Annotated in this window: 14 protein-coding genes; 10 read left to right on the top strand and 4 right to left on the bottom strand. The window is 38.7% G+C overall.

Annotated elements, in window-relative coordinates; all coding sequences use genetic code 11:
* Positions 1 to 78: 78 nt before the first annotated feature.
* From B5V81_RS05940 to B5V81_RS05925, 4 genes are read left to right on the top strand one after another with little or no spacing between them, the layout of a single operon-like run.
* Positions 79 to 1155 carry a branched-chain amino acid ABC transporter permease gene (locus B5V81_RS05940; protein ID WP_212112647.1) on the top strand — a complete coding sequence of 359 codons (1077 nt, stop codon included), beginning with the start codon at positions 79 to 81 and terminating at the stop codon, positions 1153 to 1155.
* Entirely contained in the window at positions 1155 to 2213 is a 1059-nt protein-coding gene (locus B5V81_RS05935; protein ID WP_212112646.1) for a branched-chain amino acid ABC transporter permease, read from the top strand. The genes B5V81_RS05940 and B5V81_RS05935 overlap by 1 nt, the downstream gene beginning before the upstream one ends.
* Positions 2210 to 2992: an ABC transporter ATP-binding protein gene (locus B5V81_RS05930; RefSeq protein ID WP_212112645.1), complete on the top strand. Its 783-nt coding sequence runs from the start codon at positions 2210 to 2212 to the stop codon at positions 2990 to 2992. The genes B5V81_RS05935 and B5V81_RS05930 overlap by 4 nt, the downstream gene beginning before the upstream one ends.
* Entirely contained in the window at positions 2979 to 3689 is a 711-nt protein-coding gene (locus tag B5V81_RS05925; protein WP_212112644.1) for an ABC transporter ATP-binding protein, read from the top strand. The genes B5V81_RS05930 and B5V81_RS05925 overlap by 14 nt, the downstream gene beginning before the upstream one ends.
* 94 nt (positions 3690 to 3783) lie before the next feature.
* On the opposite strand, the gene gatA is transcribed toward B5V81_RS05925, so the two are convergent.
* A complete protein-coding gene (gatA, locus tag B5V81_RS05920) occupies positions 3784 to 5268 on the bottom strand; it encodes an Asp-tRNA(Asn)/Glu-tRNA(Gln) amidotransferase subunit GatA (protein WP_212112643.1) in 1485 nt (494 codons plus the stop codon).
* Between the two features lie 31 nt (positions 5269 to 5299).
* Positions 5300 to 5587, bottom strand: a complete 288-nt coding sequence (gene gatC / locus B5V81_RS05915) for an Asp-tRNA(Asn)/Glu-tRNA(Gln) amidotransferase subunit GatC (protein ID WP_212112642.1) — start codon at positions 5585 to 5587, stop codon at positions 5300 to 5302.
* 148 nt (positions 5588 to 5735) lie between these two features.
* Here gatC and ruvX point away from each other — a divergent pair, with 148 nt between their 5' ends.
* On the top strand, positions 5736 to 6215 hold the full coding sequence (gene ruvX, locus B5V81_RS05910; RefSeq protein ID WP_212112641.1) for a Holliday junction resolvase RuvX: 480 nt from the start codon (positions 5736 to 5738) through the stop codon (positions 6213 to 6215).
* On the opposite strand, the gene B5V81_RS05905 is transcribed toward ruvX, so the two are convergent.
* Positions 6200 to 7819, bottom strand: coding sequence for an acyl-CoA dehydrogenase family protein (locus B5V81_RS05905; protein WP_212112640.1), 1620 nt, complete (start codon positions 7817 to 7819; stop codon positions 6200 to 6202). The two genes, ruvX and B5V81_RS05905, sit on opposite strands and share 16 nt — an antisense overlap.
* A gap of 125 nt (positions 7820 to 7944) precedes the next feature.
* On the opposite strand from B5V81_RS05905, the gene B5V81_RS05900 reads away from it, so the two are divergent.
* Genes B5V81_RS05900 through dprA form a run of 4 tightly spaced genes read left to right on the top strand, consistent with a single transcriptional unit; the run spans position 7945 to position 12041 of the window.
* Complete coding sequence (locus B5V81_RS05900) at positions 7945 to 8910, top strand: aspartate carbamoyltransferase catalytic subunit (RefSeq protein WP_212112639.1); 966 nt, start codon at positions 7945 to 7947, stop codon at positions 8908 to 8910.
* Positions 8907 to 10208: a dihydroorotase gene (locus B5V81_RS05895; RefSeq protein WP_212112638.1), complete on the top strand. Its 1302-nt coding sequence runs from the start codon at positions 8907 to 8909 to the stop codon at positions 10206 to 10208. The genes B5V81_RS05900 and B5V81_RS05895 overlap by 4 nt, the downstream gene beginning before the upstream one ends.
* Before the next feature lie 11 nt (positions 10209 to 10219).
* A complete protein-coding gene (plsY, locus tag B5V81_RS05890) occupies positions 10220 to 10852 on the top strand; it encodes a glycerol-3-phosphate 1-O-acyltransferase PlsY (protein WP_212112637.1) in 633 nt (210 codons plus the stop codon).
* Positions 10809 to 12041, top strand: coding sequence for a DNA-processing protein DprA (gene dprA / locus B5V81_RS05885; RefSeq protein ID WP_212112635.1), 1233 nt, complete (start codon positions 10809 to 10811; stop codon positions 12039 to 12041). The genes plsY and dprA overlap by 44 nt, the downstream gene beginning before the upstream one ends.
* Here dprA and B5V81_RS08890 read toward each other — a convergent pair.
* The gene (locus B5V81_RS08890) at positions 11971 to 12177 is read right to left on the bottom strand and encodes a hypothetical protein (protein WP_244979417.1); all 207 of its coding nucleotides are present in this window, start codon (positions 12175 to 12177) and stop codon (positions 11971 to 11973) included. The two genes, dprA and B5V81_RS08890, sit on opposite strands and share 71 nt — an antisense overlap.
* Before the next feature lie 266 nt (positions 12178 to 12443).
* Here B5V81_RS08890 and topA point away from each other — a divergent pair, with 266 nt between their 5' ends.
* Positions 12444 to 15017 (top strand): type I DNA topoisomerase, encoded by a 2574-nt coding sequence (gene topA, locus B5V81_RS05880; RefSeq protein ID WP_212112633.1) that lies wholly within the window; start codon positions 12444 to 12446, stop codon positions 15015 to 15017.
* Positions 15018 to 15020 lie beyond the last annotated feature (3 nt).

Here is a 15020-nt window from a genome sequence, read left to right as displayed (position 1 = left end):
GAATATTTTTCTCAACCAAAAACTTAAAATTTTCTTATTATCCTATGTAATAAATTAACGAATGTGGAAGGATGAGAGATGAGCACTGAAATGTTCATCCAGTATTTTTTTAATGCACTGGCATTGGGGTCTCTTTATGGACTTATCGCTATTGGTTATACCATGGTCTACGGTATATTGAGACTGATTAATTTTGCTCACGGTGATATCTTTATGCTGGGAGCCTATTTTGTTTTCTTTTCCACGATTAGCTTTATGCCTGCTTGGGCAGCACTTCTTCTTTTGTTTCTTGCTGTTCTTATTTATTATTCAGTCTTTATAGGATTTAAGAGGCCCCCGCCCCTTTATTGGATCGCTGTTTTTTTAATTCTTGCGTTAGGATTTGTTTATTATTTAAAAATTTCCCCACGAGATTTTACGCCGATCTGGGTTTTAGCTCTTTGTTTTGCCATTTTTATTACAAGTGCAGTGGGGATTATTGTTGATCAACTTGCTTATAAACCTCTACGCCATGCACCGCGTATTTCGGCACTTATCGGTGCAATTGGTGTTTCTTTTTTTATTGAAAATCTTTCTACGGTACTCTTTAGTGGCGTTCCTAAAGGTGTAAAACAACCAGATTTTTTAGTAACGCCATTTTTATGGCATTTAGGATCAGAATCAGGGGGTATCATTAGAATTGCCCCCATGTCTTTGATTGTTCCCATTGTGTCATTGATTCTTATTGTCTTACTGTTATGGATTATCCATAAAACGAAACCTGGTCTTGCTATGCGTGCAATCTCTCATGATATTGAAACGACGCGTTTGATGGGGGTTTCTGTTAATAAAGTCATTGCATTTACATTTGGGATAGGTTCAGCACTTGCCGCTATAGCAGGCATTATGTGGTCTTTGCGTTATCCTCAAATTCAGCCTTATATGGGCGTTCTTCCTGGTCTCAAAGCTTTTATTGCTGCCGTTATCGGGGGTATTGGTTCGATACCAGGAGCAATGTTGGGAGGATTGTTATTAGGGTTTATTGAAATTATGATTATCGCATTTTTTCCCGCGCTATCCGGATATCGTGATGCCTTCGCTTTCATTTTGTTGATTCTGATTTTATTAATATTACCCACGGGATTAATGGGTAAAAAAAGTCAGGAGAAAATCTAATGGCAAAGTCAGCGACAACTTTTTTATCGTGTATCAGTATTTTCGTTCTGATAGGTTTTTTATTCTACGCGGATAACCATTTTAATGACTATACACTCCGTATCATAAATCTGATTGCTATTAATGCAATCTTGGCAATTTCCCTTAATTTGATTTACGGCTTTACAGGTATGTTTTCCCTTGGACATGCCGGCTTTATGGCTATTGGTGCTTACATCTGCGCAATTTTACTTCTTTCCCCTGAACAAAAAGAGATGATGTGGATTCTTGAGCCTATCGCTGAACCATTGTCCCATCTACAACTCCCTTTTTTTATTGCTGTTGTTGTAAGCGGTTTGTGTGCAGCAATTATCGGTTTATTGATTGCTTTGCCAATATTGCGTCTTGGTGGTGATTATCTTGGAATTGCGACATTAGGTTTCGCAGAAATTATCCGCATTGTCATTACGAATGCGACATCTCTCACAAATGGTTCTTTGGGAATCAAAGGAATACCTCAGAATGCAACGTTATGGTGGAACTACGGTTGGTTAGCATTTACAGTTCTCTTTATTGTTCTCTTACTGCGAAGCAATACTGGTAATGTACTCCGTGCTATTCGTGATGATGAAATCGCTGCAAAAACCATGGGAATTAACGCTTTTTTCTACCGTAGCTTTTCTTTTACTGTTGGAGCATTTTTTGCAGGTGTAGGTGGAGCGTTAATGGCTGCTCTTATTTCAACCATTGATCCAAAAATGTTTAATTTTCTTCTAACTTTTAATATTTTGATGATTGTTGTCGCTGGTGGTCTGGGTTCAATTACAGGAAGTATTATTGGGAGCATTATTATTACAGTCATGCTTGAATGGCTTCGTATTATTGAAAGTCCATTTGACTTAGGTTTTATGCATATTCCAGAAACACCAGGACTTCGCATGGTTGTTTTCTCTCTTTTATTACTGATAATTATTTTATTTTGGAGAAAAGGATTGATGGGACAACGTGAATTCTCATGGAGTGGAATTTATAGTTTTCTGACACGCAAAAAGTTTTCTAATACTGAGGGAAAGCTATGAACGGTACTCTTCTTTCACTCAATGATATTGTAATGCGTTTTGGCGGATTAGTTGCTGTCAATAATGTTAATATGGCCATTAAACGAGGAAGCATTACTGGATTAATTGGTCCCAATGGAGCTGGGAAAACAACAGTTTTCAATATGATTTCTGGATTTTATGCCCCTACAAGCGGTACTATTCTTTTTGATGAACAAAAAATCTCTGGAGAACCTCCTTATATTATCTGTAGACGTCATATTGCTCGAACATTTCAAAATATTCGTCTTTTCTCAGGATTAACGGTTTTACAGAACGTTATGGTAGGCGCTCATGTCCGTCAAAAATATCCTTGGTTTTCTTCAGCTCTCTTTTTTTCAAAAGCAATGAAAGAAAAAAGAGAAGTTTATAGAAATTCCATGGAGCTTCTTGAACGACTACAACTTGATCACCTTGCCAATCAATTAGCAACAGCTTTACCTTACGGTGTACAGAGACGTTTAGAAATTGCACGCGCGTTAGCCACAAAGCCCAAATTGCTTCTTCTTGATGAACCTGTCGCTGGCATGAATCCACAAGAAAGTGAAGATCTTAGAAAGTTCATAGCAAAAGTGCAGAAAGACTTTGATCTTACAATTCTTCTTATTGAACACGATATGAAAGTGGTTATGGGGCTTTGCCAACATATTTTGGTCATGGAACATGGCTGTTGCATTGCTAATGGTACACCAGATGAAGTTCGTAATAACCCAAAAGTTATTGAAGCTTATCTTGGCGGAGATGTTTATGGATATTCTTAAAATAAAAAATCTTCACGTTCATTATGGTGCCATTAAAGCTATCCAAAATCTTTCTATGTCCATAAAAAAGGGAAGTATTGTTACTTTAATTGGAGCCAATGGTGCAGGAAAAAGCAGCATTGTACGCTCTATTACAGGGCTTAATCGCTCTGTTTATGGAGAAATTACCTATAATGGAGAATCAATTATTAAAAAATCACCAGAAGAGATTTTGCGATTAGGGATTGCCCTCAGTCCTGAAGGGCGGCGTATTATGCCTCACCTCACTGTTTTAGAGAATCTCCATCTAGGTGCTTATATCCGTCATGATAAACAGGGAATTTCTCGCGATATTGAATGGATATTTGATCTTTTTCCGCGCCTACGTGAAAGATCAAAACAGTTGGGAGGAACAATGTCAGGTGGGGAACAACAAATGGTTGCTGTAGGCCGCGCACTCATGAGCAATCCTGATATGGTTATATTAGATGAACCCTCGTTGGGGTTAGCTCCCCTTCTCGTTCGGGAAATTTTTTCGATTATCCGAAAAATTAATGATATGGGAAAAACTGTTCTTCTTATTGAACAAAATGCATTCGCTGCACTGTCCATTGCTGATTATGCTTATATTTTAGAGGTAGGGCATATTTTATTTCATGGTGAAGGCAAAGCGATGCTTTCTGACCCGCGTGTTAAAGAAGCCTATCTTGGTGGATAAGAGAGATAAATTAAGGCAATAGAGCTTATCCTCTTTTCTTTTAAAAAGCATTTCTCATCAGTGGTGAGGAATGCTTTTTTGTAAAGTTTGATGATTATATCCACCATTTTTCCGCAGAAAATACACCTGCTTCTTGTTCAATAATATGCGCTATTTTGAAAATAATTTCTTCAGCAAAAGGCTTACCAATCAATTGCAGTCCCAAAGGTAAACCATTTGATGATAGACCAGCAGGAACAGAAATTCCCGGTAAACCAGCCATATTCACTGGTACGGTAAAAATATCATTAAGATACATCGCGACAGCATCATTTTTTATTTTTTCATCAGCAATACCAAAAGCAGGTGTTGGTGTTGCTGGTGTAAGAATAGCGTCAACGCCTGAATCAAAACATTGATCAAAATCACGTTTTACGAGTGTTCTTATTTTCTGAGCTCTTAGATAACAAGAATCATAAGAACCTGATGAAAGAACATAAGTCCCAACCAGAATACGTCGTTTGACTTCATCACCAAAACCAACAGAACGTGTATTTTCATACATCTCAATGATGTCTTTTCCAGGTACACGCAAACCAAAACGCACACCATCATAACGCGCTAAATTAGAAGAGGCTTCTGCAGGCGCTATAATATAATAAGAAGGTAGAGCGTATTTTGTATGGGGTAAAGAAATATCGTGTATTTCAGCGCCTGCTTCTTTTAACCAATTTATTCCCTTTTGCCAAAGATCAATAATTTCTTGAGACATTCCAGCTAGGTAGTATTCTTTTGGAATACCAATTTTCATTCCCTTGATTGATTTCCCAAGATAACTTTCATAATCAGGAACGGGTAAATTTACGGAAGTCGAATCTTTTTCATCAAAAGAAGCCATTGATCTGAGTAAGATAGCACAATCACGAACATCTCTAGCAATAGGTCCAGCTTGATCAAGAGATGAAGCAAACGCGACAACACCCCATCGTGAACAACGTCCATAGGTTGGCTTTATTCCTACAGTCCCAGTAAAAGCTGCTGGTTGACGGATTGAGCCACCTGTATCTGTTGCTGTTGCACCAGCACAAATTTGCGCGGCAACAGCGGCAGCCGAACCGCCTGAAGAACCACCGGGAACAAGTTTTTCATTTGAGTCTTTTTTTCTCCATGGACTAATAACGGGGCCATAATATGATGTCTCATTAGAAGAGCCCATAGCAAACTCATCCATATTAAGTTTTCCTAACATCACAGCACCATCTTGCCATAAATTAGCCGTAACTGTTGATTCATAGTTTGGTTTAAAACCATCAAGAATATTTGAACAGGCTTGAGTATGAACACCATGGGTTGCAAAAAGATCTTTAATCCCCAAGGGAATTCCTTCCAAAATCCCCCCCTCTCCTTTCGCCAAGCGTCGATCTGATTCAGAAGCCATGTTTCTTGCTTGTTCTGCTGTTATTGCTACATAAGCATTTAAAGTCGGATTAGCCAATTCTATTGCTTTTAAATAAGCTTCTGTTAATTCCGTTGCTTTGAGCTTTTTCTTTATTAGCGCATCACGAGCTTGTGCAATTGTAAGGGTTGTTAAATCCGTCATATTGGTTCTCAAATTTCAAAAATATAAAAAGTTACTCAACAATTTTTGAGACAAGAAAAAAATTTTCTTCTGTAACAGGTGCATTGGCGACAATATCTGCTGCTTTATTACCATCTGTAACATTATCTTCACGCATTCGTAGAGTCATCGGTATCACAGATGTTAATGGCTCAACTTCACTAACATCAACTTCATTCAATTGCTCCACAAAGCCTAAAATAGCATTGAATTTTTTTGTCATAGGTTCCACCTCATCATCGTGGATAGCAATCCGAGCTAAATGTGCAACCCGCTTGACGGTTTCTTGATCAACAGACATACTCTTTACGCCTTTCTGTTTTTTTTGTTTATTTATTGATCTTTATCTGGCTATACAAGGCTGCGCTTGCAAGCGCAAGGATATTAGATAAGATGAACAAAGAATATAATTATAGATCTGAAATATTAAAAAACGTATTATAATCCCTATGACTGTTATTAATATAAACGAAATTATGACACATCTTTTGCCTGGACAAACAATAGCAGGCTTAGATTTAGGGACAAAAACGATTGGAATTGCGATTTCTGATATGGGGTTGACTGTTTCAAATCCACGCCCTGTACTCCAACGAAAAAAATTTACAGAAGATGCCCACACACTTATTAAAATTTTTGATCATGAAAATGTGGGCGTTATTGTCATTGGCTTACCTCTTAATATGGATGGAAGTAGCGGCTCTCGTGTTCAAGCAACTAGAGCTTTTGTGAGCAATATGAAAGCCTATACAAAAATTCCATTTGTTTTTTGGGATGAGCGCCTATCAACAATTGCCGCAGAACGTTCTCTTTTAGAAATGAATGTATCACGCACTAAAAGAGCAAAAAGAATTGATTCGGCAGCTGCCGCTTTTATATTGCAAGGTGCTCTCAATAGGATTGAAAATTTCCATCATATGGAAGGATAAAGAACATTGAGCAAATGCCCTGCATTATAGCGTGCAATGAGCATCCCATAGGAAGATCTCCATTGCCCCCCAAGGCGGCTTTCCATATAGGCATTTGCGACATGTTCTATATCCGTAGAATGTAATGATGCGGCGGCGGCGGCATAGGCTACCTGCTCAACAAAAAACCTTCCTGCTCCCTCATTTGCTGATGCCATATCACCTGCAGATTTAATAATTTCAATTGCTCTTGGTCCTGCTGGACCAATATCAAGAGCAATTTTTTCTAATAATTTCTGAAACAATCCCGGAGCTTTTTCAGAAATAAGAATGGCATCCTTTACCAATTGATTAGCAGAACTATTTCTTACAGTTCGTGCAGGCCCATTATGTAACATTTGTGATAATGGATTATTCTCTATAAAACTTTCAATACCAAGCTGTGCAATAATTTCACCAATAATAGGTACAACCAATTGACTGACGTGATAAGCAATAATAGGTGTCATAATGCGCGCAAAAGCGGCTTCAGAACGGTCATTTGCTGCATTGTCAAATGCTCGCGCTAAACGCAAAACCAATGCTTGTGAAGCAGCAATATCTAATGCAATATCTGCAAAAATACGTTCTGTTAGTGGTGGCAAAGGCTGATTTGGCATTTTTTTCCGGAAAAAATCTATGCCAAATTGAAGGGCAGCTCGCAAAACACCTGCCGATATGACAGACTGATCAAAACGCATCATCGTCTCAATATCTTTAATAACTTTAAGACCTTCTCCAGCATTTCCCAGAAGCCAGCCATAACACCCTTGAAAATCAACAACCCCCTCTGGTGTTAAAAGTTCTCCAGAACGCTGAATTAAATGACGAATTGATATAAATCCATTTAATGCACCATTTTCCTGTATGCGTGGAACAAAAAAGCAACTTAAATGACCATTTAAATCTGCACTAACGAGATATCCATCAGCTGTAGGATTAATAACATTGGTTTTTACAACATTTAAACGATACAGATCACGTTCCATATTTTCATCGAAAGAAATTTTCTTAACACTTGGAAAATTGAAAGCGTATTGTTCAATGTCATCAAAAGCACACGTCAGAGAAGCAGATTTTTTATGATGAATAGGCCTTGATGAAGAATCATATTGGCGTGACAAAAGGGCATTTTGCCATTTTTTAAAGAGTTCACTATCACTAATTAAGACAGCAATCGCTGCACTCGTTATAATAACCTCATTCAAATGTCCTGTTTCTAAACCAGCAGATAAAGCCAAACGAATCGCACGCGCTTGATAACGTACCCCATTTTCTGAGCTCGTATTTTCCCAAAGCGAGGTAACCAACCCCGCACGTCTAGAATACTGTTGAAGGTCTTGATAGGAAGAATGTATTTCTAATTTTTCTGCCTGTTGCCCCCATTCATCGTTATAACGCAATAAAGGCTTATAGTGATTAGCTAAACAAGAAAGCTTCCGTGCTTCTTGACTCGCAGCAAAATCCCCTATTTCTTCAAAGCTTGCTAATAAAAACTTAGGCAAAGTAGAGGCCATACGAAACATAAGCGTATCGCTAAGAAATGTATTTTTTCGACGAGCATTTTGCGTAGAGACAGCACTCATAGGTATATTCCACTATTCAAATCATTCACATCATAGACTATTTGTCTTTTTAGAGTTAAAAAACATTTATCATATTCAAACAAATGCTTGTTTAACCTGTTTAGAGAGAGATAAAGAAGAATGCTATGATTCAAGATAATTTTTTTCCACTTTTCCCTCATAAACATCTGTTAGCTATTAAAGATCTGAGTGTACAAGACCTTAATACATTGCTTGATCGTGCAGAAGCAAACATTATTCTTTCTAACAAAATTGATAAAAAAAAATCTATTTTGCGTGGCCGGACTCAAATTAATCTCTTTTTTGAAGCTTCTACGCGAACGCAATCTTCCTTTGAATTAGCAGGCAAAAGGTTGGGAGCAGATGTGATGAATCTCGCGATCGGCAACTCATCTGTAAAAAAAGGAGAAACGCTACTTGATACAGCCGCAACACTTAATGCGATGAAGCCAGATATACTGGTTTTTCGCCATAGCAGTGCGGGAGCAGCAGCTTTATTAGCACAAAAAGTTGATTGTTGTGTCATTAATGCAGGTGATGGTGCTCATGAACATCCAACCCAAGCCTTATTAGATGCTCTCACCATTAAAAGAGCAAAAGGTCGTATTGAAGGATTAACCGTTGCCATTTGCGGAGATATTTTGCACTCACGTGTTGCACGTTCTAATATCCTTAGTCTTAATGCTTTGGGTGCTCGTGTTCGTGCGGTTGCTCCCTCAACACTTTTACCCACCGAGATTAATCATATGAGTGTTGAGGTTTTTAACACCATGAAAGAAGGTCTTAAAGATGCTGATGTTATCATGATGTTACGCTTACAGCATGAACGGATGACAGGCTCTTTTATTCCCTCCACGCGCGAATATTTTCATTATTTTGGCTTGCATAAAGAAAATTTAGCCTATGCCAAAAACAATAGCATTATTTTGCATCCTGGTCCTATAAACCGTGGTGTGGAGATTGCATCTGATATAGCCGATGGACCACAAAGTATGATTCATACCCAAGTAGAAATGGGAATTGCAGTGCGTATGGCAGTCATGGAGGCTTTATTAGATTCGCGCTTGAAGATCCATGGAGAAAAAAAATGATAAAACCAATTGTTTTTCAAAAGGCTCGTATTATTGATCCTTCACGCGCAATCGATGAAATTGGTGCAGTTATTGTTGAAAATGGACAGATTATAGCCGTTGGAAAAGAAGCTCTGAATCAGGGAGTTCCTGAAGGTGCAGAAATTATTAATGCACAAAACAAAGCAATTCTCCCTGGACTTGTTGATGCACGTGTTTTTGTTGGAGAACCAGGAAATGAAAATCGTGAAACAATTGCATCGGCAAGTCAAGCAGCTGCAGCAGGTGGTATTACTTCCTTTCTTATGATGCCAGACACGCATCCAGTTATTGATAACGTTGCTCTCGTTCAATTTATTAAACGTACAGCAGGAGAAATGTCATCGGTCAATATTTATCCCGTTGCGGCAATCACACAAGGTTTCAACGGAGACAAAATAACCGAATTTGGTTTGCTCAAGGATGCAGGAGCTGTTGCTTTTAGTGAAGGGAAAAAAACACTCCAAAATTCATCTGTTATGCGACGTGCAATGACTTATGCACGTGATTTTGATGTTCCATTGATACACGAAACGCAAGATAAAGATCTTACAGAACAAGGCGTAATGAATGAAGGACTACTCGCCAGTTGGCTTGGTCTTTCTGGCATTCCCCGTGAAGCAGAAGTTATCCCACTTGAAAGGGATTTGCGCCTAGCAGCATTAACGCAAACACGCTATCACGCCACCCAGATATCGACAGCACTCTCTGCTGATGCCCTCCGCTTAGGCAAGAAACACAATGAGAAAATTTCAGCTGGTGTATCGATTAATCATTTATCTCTCAACGAAAATGACATTGGCCAATATCAAACTTCTTTCCGCCTCATGCCTCCTTTGCGTACAGAAGAAGACCGTATAGCAATGATTGAAGCAGTAAAAGATGGAACGATAGACGTCATTGTCTCTTCCCATGATCCTCAGGGTATCGACACAAAACATTTACCATTCAATGATGCAGCAGCGGGCGCTATTGGTATGGAAACCTTATTAAGTGCGGCTTTACGTCTTTATCATGATGAGAGCCTATCTCTTCTACGGATAACTGAACTTTTGTCAACGACGCCTGCAAAGCTCTTTGGACTCAATGCAGGAACACTGAAGAAAGGTGCTTATGCAGACCTTATTGTCGTTGATCTTGAAGAACCATGGGTTGTTTCGAAAGAGAATCTCTATTCACGTTCAAAAAATACCCCTTTTGAGAAGGCACGTTTTCAAGGACGCGTACTCCAGACCTTTGTGAAAGGGAAATCCGTTTTTAAACTTGATCAACAAACTTAATGAGATTCTTAATGAATGAAGCAGAAATATTTTTTCAATCCACTCCATGGTTTATTTTCCTCATATCTTATCTCATTGGCTCAATCCCATTTGGTCTTCTATTTACGAGATTGGCCAAACTTGGCGATATAAGAACAATCGGTTCCGGCAATATTGGAGCAACCAATGTTTTACGAACAGGAAATAAAAAAGTTGCTGCTCTAACACTTCTTTGTGATATGTTGAAAGGAACTATTGTTGTCTTCATTATAAAGTTCTTTAGTGATCCGTTAGACAATAATATCCTTGTTTCTCTAGCAGGTTTTTTTACTTTCTTAGGACATCTTTTTCCCGTATGGCTTAAATTTAAAGGTGGCAAAGGTGTCGCTACCTATCTGGGGGTTTGCTTAGGAGTTTATTGGCCCGCAGCAATTATTTTTATTATTGTATGGAGCGCGATTTTTCTTCTCATGCGTTATTCTTCATTATCTGCACTTGTTGCAGTTTCGATCACGCCGATATTTGTTTTTTATTTTTCCGATTCTTATTTCTATTGTATGCTCATCGCGATGAGCCTATTTGTGTTCATAAAACATTCTGCAAATATCAGTAGATTACTCATTGGGAAAGAAAGTAAGATTGGTACGCAAAACAAAGATAAATAAGGGAATCTTGCTTACAGATCGTCAACGTCTAAGCTGGTTACGGTTATTGCGCAGTGAAAATATTGGGGCTGTTAGTTTTCGCAATCTCATTGATCATTATAAAACAGCAGAAAATGCTCTAGCAGCGCTGCCAGAGCTTAGTAGAAAAGGAGGTGGTTCTGCATCAGTTAAAATAGCAAGCTTAGAAGATGCGGAAAAAGAAATACAAGAAGCTGAAAGATTAGGTATTCGGTTTATCGGCATGGGAGAACCAGATTATCCAACTTTTCTTAAAGTTACAGAAGCACCTCCGCCGCTTATTGCTGTCAAAGGTAATGTTTCGATTTTTCGAAAAACTTCTATTGGAATTATAGGCTCTCGAAATGCTTCAGCTGCTGGAAAAAAGCTTACGACTCAATTTGCGCATTTTCTGGGAGAAGCAGACTTTGTAACAATCTCTGGGCTCGCTCGTGGTATTGATAGCATTGCCCATCAAGCAAGTTTAAAAACAGGAACAGTTGCGGTCATGGCAGGGGGAATAGATCATATCTATCCTCCTGAAAATAAAAAATTGCACGAAGATATTATTGCCAATGGTGGAGCCATCATCAGCGAAATGCCCATCTCTTGGAAGCCGCGTGCTATCGATTTTCCAAGAAGAAACCGTATCATTGCAGCTCTATCACTTGGTCTCTTGGTTGTGGAGGCAGCTCTACGCTCAGGATCCTTAATTACCGCACGTCAAGCAGCTGAAATGGGACGGTTGATTTTTGCTATTCCCGGTTCTCCACTTGATCCAAGATCTGTTGGTACAAACAACCTTATCAAGGACGGTGCTCTCCTCACCACACATCCTTCTGACATCATAGAAACACTTACGCCATTAATTTCACCGCTTCCAAATTCCCAACTCAATTTTTTTGAAGAACCATCCTCTTTACAACTTGAAAAGGAAAATTTTAATTCAGCACATGAAAAGGATACTTCTCCCTCTCTCGCAGATGACGATGCAGCACGTGCAGCAGTTCTCTCTGCTCTTTCAACAACACCAATCGACTTAGACACACTGAGTACCCACTCAGGTATTTCACTCCCAACTCTCTACCTCTTATTGGTAGAACTAGAGCTTGCTGGAAAGCTTATTCGACACTCTGGTGGTTGTGTGTCATTGTCGAATCTTGATCTTCCCCAAGAGTCTCTGCACTATTAATAATGCTTTGTCCTTCTTTGGCAACCATATCCAAAAGCAATGCTAAAAGCGGACTATGCGCTTGACGCGCCATCTGATTCATTTGCTTTGACATGTCTGTAATATATTGGATAACTTTCAAATGATTTATAAACATAATCCTCTATCCTTGAGCATTTCCCCTCCTCCCTCTCAATAGACGTTATCTTAGTATTGCGCCGTACGTTTTAGTAATAACAGTGGAAAATAAATCGTATAATTCTATATAGGGTGCGTTTTAATAATAACAATCACAAGTTGTACAATATTCATGTTTTTTATATGGCTAATATTTTTTTTATATGTTCTTAAACAATTGCCATTAGCTATTCGCGTGAAAGGCGTTTATAAAAAAGTTTTTTATTTCAATATTCGGGTAAAATTATGAATATCGTTATCGTTGAATCTCCAGCAAAAGCAAAAACAATTAATAAATATCTTGGATCTCAATACAAAGTTGTCGCATCATTTGGACATGTTCGTGATTTACCTGCAAAAGATGGTTCCGTTTTACCCGATCAAGATTTTTCGATGAAATGGGATATAGATTCTGCGGCTGCTAAACGTTTAAATGAAATAGCAAAAGCTGTTAAAGAAGCTGATAGCCTTATCTTGGCAACAGACCCTGATCGCGAAGGAGAAGCTATTTCATGGCATATTCTCGATGTTCTTCGTCAAAAAAAAGTTTTAAAAGATAAACCTATTAAAAGAGTTGTCTTCAATGCCATCACTAAAAAATCTGTACTCGATGCCATGAACAATCCACGTGATATTGATACATCACTTGTCGATGCTTATCTTGCACGTCGTGCTCTCGATTACCTTGTAGGTTTTACACTTTCACCTGTTTTATGGCGTAAACTCCCTGGTGCACGCTCAGCTGGGCGCGTTCAATCGGTTGCTTTACGTATTATTTGCGACCGTGAATCAGAAATAGAACATTTTATTAAAGAAGATTATTGGTCCATTACAACACAGTTAAAAACCATTCGAAATGATCATTTCCAAGCCAGACTGACAATGTTTAATCAAAGGAAGATTGGAAAACTTGATATTCAATCTCAAGAACGAGCAGATCAAATTCGCCTTATGCTGGAGAAGGCTCAATATCATACACTCAGTGTTGAAGCAAAACCTACAAAGAGAAATCCTTTTCCTCCGTTTACAACTTCTACACTACAACAAGCAGCTTCTTCAAAATTAGGCTTTTCAGCTTCTCGCACGATGCAAATTGCCCAAAAGCTTTATGAAGGGATTGAAATTAATGGTGAAATGGCAGGGCTTATTACTTATATGCGTACCGATGGTGTACAAATAGCGCCAGAAGCCATTGATGCTGCAAGAAAAGTCATTCATGAATCTTTTGGTAAAGACTATGTTCCTGAAAAACCACGTTTTTACTCAACGAAAGCAAAAAATGCACAGGAAGCGCATGAAGCAATCCGCCCAACAGATTTTCAACGCACTCCCAATCAAGTCCGTAATTTTCTCGACAATGATCAGGCAAAGCTCTATGAACTGATATGGAAGCGCGCTATTGCCAGCCAAATGTGTTCTGCTGAAATTGAACGTACAACCGTTGAAATTGAAGCCCAGCAAGGAGACAACCGTGCAAATCTTCGTGCAACAGGATCTGTTATTCGTTTTGACGGATTTATTTCCGTCTATACGGATCAACGAGACGAAGAAAATAATGAAGAAAATGAAACAACACGTTTACCGCAAATAAACACCGGTGAATCACTTACAAAAGAAAAAGTTGAATCTGTACAACATACCACAGAGCCCCCTTCCCGTTATTCTGAAGCTTCATTAATTAAAAAGCTTGAAGAATTAGGAATTGGTCGTCCTTCAACTTATGCCTCCACATTAGCGACATTGTGTGATCGTGGATATATTATCATTGATAAACGCAAACTTATTCCTGATGCTAAAGGACGTATCGTTACGGCCTTTCTTGAAAACTTCTTTAATCGCTATGTAGAATATGGTTTTACAGCAGATCTTGAAGAAAAGCTGGATCTTATATCGGATGGCAAACTTTCTTGGAAAGATGTATTACGAGATTTTTGGGATGGATTTAATGCCTCTATTAGCAATATCCAAGAACTCCGTATCGCCAATGTCCTTGATGTTTTAAATGTAACATTAGCACCTCTTGCCTTTCCTGAACGTGAAGATGGAAGTGATGTGCGTTCCTGTCCTCTCTGTAAAAATGGTCAATTATCATTAAAACTCGGTCGTTATGGTGCTTTTGTTGGCTGTTCCAATTATCCTGAATGCAAATACACACGCCAACTTGGTACAAATATAGAAGAAGATAATGAAGCAGTGCGCAATGATGAACCTGTTATGCTTGGAATTGATCCTGAAACAGGACAAGATATTTCTCTTCGCAATGGCCGTTTTGGTCCCTATATTCAACGAGGTGAAAGCAAAGAAGTTAAGCGTGCAGGACTACCAAAAGAATGGCAGGCAGAAAATATAACCCTTGAAAAGGCCTTGGCTTTACTATCCCTTCCCCGTGAAATTGGCATTCATCCTGAAACAGGAAAAATGATCACGGCGACAATTGGACGATATGGTCCCTACCTTAGTCATAATGGAAAATCTGCACGCCTTCTTCATGCAGATGAAGTTTTTGATATTGGTATCAATCGCGCTGTTACAGTATTGGCAGAACAACAAGAAAATAAAACCAAGCAAAGTAGAACAACATCTGCAGCATTGGCAACATTAGGGGAGCATCCAGAAGGAGGAACTGTCACTGTGCGTAATGGCCGTTTCGGTCCTTATGTCAATTGGGGTAAAATTAATGCAACATTGCCAAAAGAGAAAGATCCCATTAGTGTAACACTTTCAGAGGCATTAGAACTTATATCGGCTAAAGCATCGAGTAAAAAGACAACTTCAAAAAGAGCTTCTTCCAAAACAAAAGCGAAAACAAAAGAGACATAAATT

Origin of the sequence: Bartonella queenslandensis, assembly GCF_018155095.1 — a bacterium.
GTDB lineage: Bacteria > Pseudomonadota > Alphaproteobacteria > Rhizobiales > Rhizobiaceae > Bartonella > Bartonella queenslandensis_B.
The sequence above is the reverse complement of the archived record's forward strand: the minus strand, read 5'-3'. Positions and strand labels throughout refer to the sequence as shown.